This window comes from Halochromatium sp. (assembly GCF_054919635.1).
The window spans coordinates 1-3639 of the sequence record NZ_JBUDPI010000365.1; the positions used below are offsets into that span (position 1 = coordinate 1).

At 62.3% G+C, this 3639-nt stretch carries 3 protein-coding genes; 1 reads left to right on the forward strand and 2 read right to left on the reverse strand.

All coding sequences use genetic code 11. The features are described 5' to 3' along the window. Window positions 1-256: 256 nt before the first annotated feature. Window positions 257-886 carry a tetratricopeptide repeat protein gene (locus ACY693_RS16650; protein WP_462322930.1) on the forward strand — a complete coding sequence of 210 codons (630 nt, stop codon included), beginning with the start codon at window positions 257-259 and terminating at the stop codon, window positions 884-886. 24 nt (window positions 887-910) lie between these two features. Here the strand turns inward: ACY693_RS16650 and mnmE are convergent, their stop codons facing one another. Together mnmE and yidC are read right to left on the reverse strand one after the other, a co-directional pair. Next, the gene (gene mnmE / locus ACY693_RS16655; RefSeq protein ID WP_462322931.1) at window positions 911-2341 is read right to left on the reverse strand and encodes a tRNA uridine-5-carboxymethylaminomethyl(34) synthesis GTPase MnmE; all 1431 of its coding nucleotides are present in this window, start codon (window positions 2339-2341) and stop codon (window positions 911-913) included. An 84-nt stretch (window positions 2342-2425) separates the two neighbouring features. After that, on the reverse strand, window positions 2426-3639 hold a 1214-nt coding region (yidC, locus tag ACY693_RS16660), incomplete at its 5' end, for a membrane protein insertase YidC (protein WP_462322932.1).

Below are 3639 nucleotides of genomic sequence, written 5' to 3' on the forward strand. Positions count from 1 at the left end.
TCTTTCAGAGCGGTTGGCATAGGTGCAAGGTCTCCAGCTCAAGGGTCAGCAGCGACTAAGCATAAAGCATTCGTCAAGTTCAGTCGGCGGAATCCTGCATCGCGTTGTTTGCTGGCGATCCTAGTTCCGATGGGCCCTTCGGATCGGCTTCTTTCGTGTGGGTCCATCTCCGGTCGTGCTGGGCAGCTCTGCTTGACAGCGTCGGCGAAGATTCGCAGCATCCGCTGACCCTAACGTGATCAACACCGTGACGCCGATGCTGCCAAGACTCACGGGCCTGCAATGGGTCCTCTTTGCCCTCTTTCTGTTCTTCTACGGCTTTGCGGTGTTCGCGTTCACGCGCGATTACTACCTGCGCCACCCGCCGCGGCCAGGGGTTGCGGCTCAGGTGCCGCATCAGGTGCCCGCTAGCACAAGCGGCGAGGGAGATGGCAGCCAGGCCGGCGAGCTTGGCCAACGCATGCGCCAAGCCCTTGATGGCCAGGCCGGCGAGAGGGGCGTCGACCTTGATAGGAATGATCCGCTCGCATTGGGAAACGCCGCTGATCAGCTCTTCGCAGCAAGACGCTTCCAAGCAGCGGTCCCACTGTACCAGCGCGTGCTGGAGCTGCGACCCGAGGATGCCGAGACCCTCAATGATCTTGGTCTGGCGCTGCACTATCTTGGTCGAGGTGCTGAGGCGTTAGAGCGCTTACAGGAAGGAACCGAGCTTGCCCCGGAGTTTCAGCGCGTCTGGCTCAGCCTTGGATTTGTCGCGTTGCAAAATAACCAGCCATCGGTGGCCCGCGAAGCGCTCGAGCAGGCGCAGACGCTGGACCCTGGCACAGAGATCGCCGATGAGGCCGAGCGGTTACTCGGATTGATGGACGGTGATCAGGGCGATTAGGGCGCGGATTGGCGGCCGCAGCGCCTACTTGCCAATACAGAACTCGCTGAAGATCCGGCCGAGTAAGTCCTCTGAACTGACCTCACCGGTAATCTCGCCGAATGCGCGCTGAGCAAAGCGCAGCTCCTCGGCGACCAGGTCCAGCGATGATCCCGCGGAGTCGGCCGGCGCGGCCCAAAGCCGCTGTGCATCGAGGAGATGCTGCAACCCCTGTCGCAGCGCCGCGACGTGACGCCGACGCGCGGAGTATTCGCCCGCGTCGGCACCTCGGTAGCCGGCGATAGTCTTGAGGTGATCTCGAAGCAGGTCGAGACCCGCGCCCGTCAGCGCTGAGCAGGCGAGTTCGATACCACCGTCGGGATTGGTCTTGAGTCCGGGTGGACGCCCGCTGCGGTCGATCTTGTTGCGCAGGACGGTCAGTGGCACATCGGGAGCGAGCGCGAGCTCGCCAAGCTGGTCCTCGACGCTGCTGTCGGGAGGCGTTGCGCTGTCGTCGATGAGCAGCAAGAGATGATCGGCATGGGCGATCTGATCGCGTGCCCGGCGAATCCCTTCTTGCTCGACAGGATCGGGCGAATCGCGCAGTCCTGCGGTGTCGACCAGTCTTATCGGCAAGCCGTCGATCTGCACCTCGGCGCGCAAGAGATCGCGGGTGGTGCCTGGTATCTCGGTGACGATGGCGGTATCGGTCCCGGCAAGAGCGTTGAGGAGGCTCGACTTACCGGCATTCGGTGGTCCGGCGATGACGACCAGGAGACCATCGCGGATCAGCTCGCCTTGCTGCGTGTTTGCAAGTACGCATTCGGCACTTGTCAAGATGTCAGCAAGGTCGGCATCGCCGATCGGCAGCTCGTCAAGCTCCTCATCTGGGAAATCCATCGCCGCTTCGATCAGGGTGCGCAGCCGTGTCAGCTGCTCGACCAGCGCACGCACCTGACGGGAGAACAGGCCCTGTAGGCTGCGATTGGCAAGCCGGACTTGCGTCGCTGTAGCGGCTTGAATCAGATCGGCGATCGCCTCCGCCTGAGCGAGGTCGATCTTGCCGTTGAGGAAGGCGCGCTCGCTGAACTCACCGGGACGGGCTGGGCGCGCGCCGAGCTCAAGCACCCGCTCGAGCAAGAGATCGAGCACACGCGGGCCACCGTGTCCCTGCAGCTCGAGCAGGTCCTCTCCGGTGAAGGAGCCAGGTGCCGAAAACCACAGGGCTAGGCCCTGATCGATGGCGTCGCCCGCGCTATCACGGAACGGGCAGAGCTTGGCCAGTCGAGGCTCTGGCAGCGACCCGAGCATGGCCAGGGCGATTGCACTGGCCCCGGGTCCGGAGATGCGCAGGATACCGATCGCGGCCGCGCCGGGCGCAGTGGCGATCGCCGCGATGGTGTCGATGTCGCCACCGGCAGCGGTCGCGTGCGCTGTCGCGGCGAGCCCAAGGTCTGGCGCGTCCACTATAGCCATCGGCGGTGATGATCAAACTCAGGGTCCGCACCAGCGTCCAGCTGGCGCCGACCAAGCGTCTCGATATCAGATGCGCTGGTTATGTCACTTGGTCTTCTTTCCGCTCCGGCCACCGCCGTGGCTCGCGGCCTGCTCAACCTTCCGGGTGATGTACCACTGTTGGGTTATCGACAGCAGGTTGTTAGTGGTCCAGTACAGCACCAAGCCGGACGGGAAGAAGGCGAAGAACACCGTGAATACGAATGGCAGGGCCATGAAGATCTTGGCCTGCATCGGATCGGGCGGCGGCGGGTTGAGCTTCTGCTGCACGAACATGGAGACGCCCATGATCAGCGGCAGGATGTAGTAGGGATCGGGCTCTGTGAGGTTGTCGAGCCAGAGGATGAAGGGTGCGTGGCGCAGCTCCACGCTCTCGAGCAGCACCCAGTAGAGGGCGATGAAGACCGGGATCTGCACCAAGATCGGCAAACAGCCACCGAGGGGATTGATCTTCTCCTTCTTGTACAGCTCCATGAAGGCCTGATTCAGCTTCTCCTTGTCATCACCGTAACGGTCCTTCAAGGCCTGAATGCGCGGTGTCATCTTGCGCATATTGGCCATCGACTTGTAGCTGGTCTCGGACAGCTTGTAGAAGGCGGCCTTGATCAAGATGGTCAGGATGATGATCGCCCAGCCCCAGTTGCCGACGATCGAGTGGATCGCGTTCAACAACCAGAAGATCGGCTCGGCCAGGATGGTTAGCCAGCCGTAGTCGACGGCCAGCTCCAGACCGGGCGCAATCTCGGCGAGTCGGTCTTGTAGCTTCGGACCAGCGAACAGCTGACTCTCAAAGGTATGGGTCGCGCCTGCTGGGATCGTGATCGAGGGGGAGTAGGCGCCGATGATGTAGCGGCTGCCGTTATTGACGACCTTGGTGTAGAAGGTCTCGGCAACACCGGATGGCGGAATCCAGGCCGCCATGAAATAGTGCTGGATCATCGCCACCCAGCCATCGGTGATGGTCGCGTCGAGCGGACGCTTGGCCATTTCGCCAAAGGATTCCTTCCTATACTTGACGTCCGGCCCGTAGTAGACGCCGCCGGTGTAGGTATGGATGAAGCTCGACTTGTTCGGGTCGTACAGCTCGGTGCGTTTTAGCTGCTCATAATCGCGCACCGCAATCGGCGCATCGGTACCGTTGATGACCTCTTGGCTGGCGTGCACCAGGTAGCGACCGCGCTCGAAGCGGTAGCGCTTGACGCCCTGGAGTCCGGCGTCGTTCTGCCAAAACCGCTCGACGAGGAGCTCGCTCTCGTCTT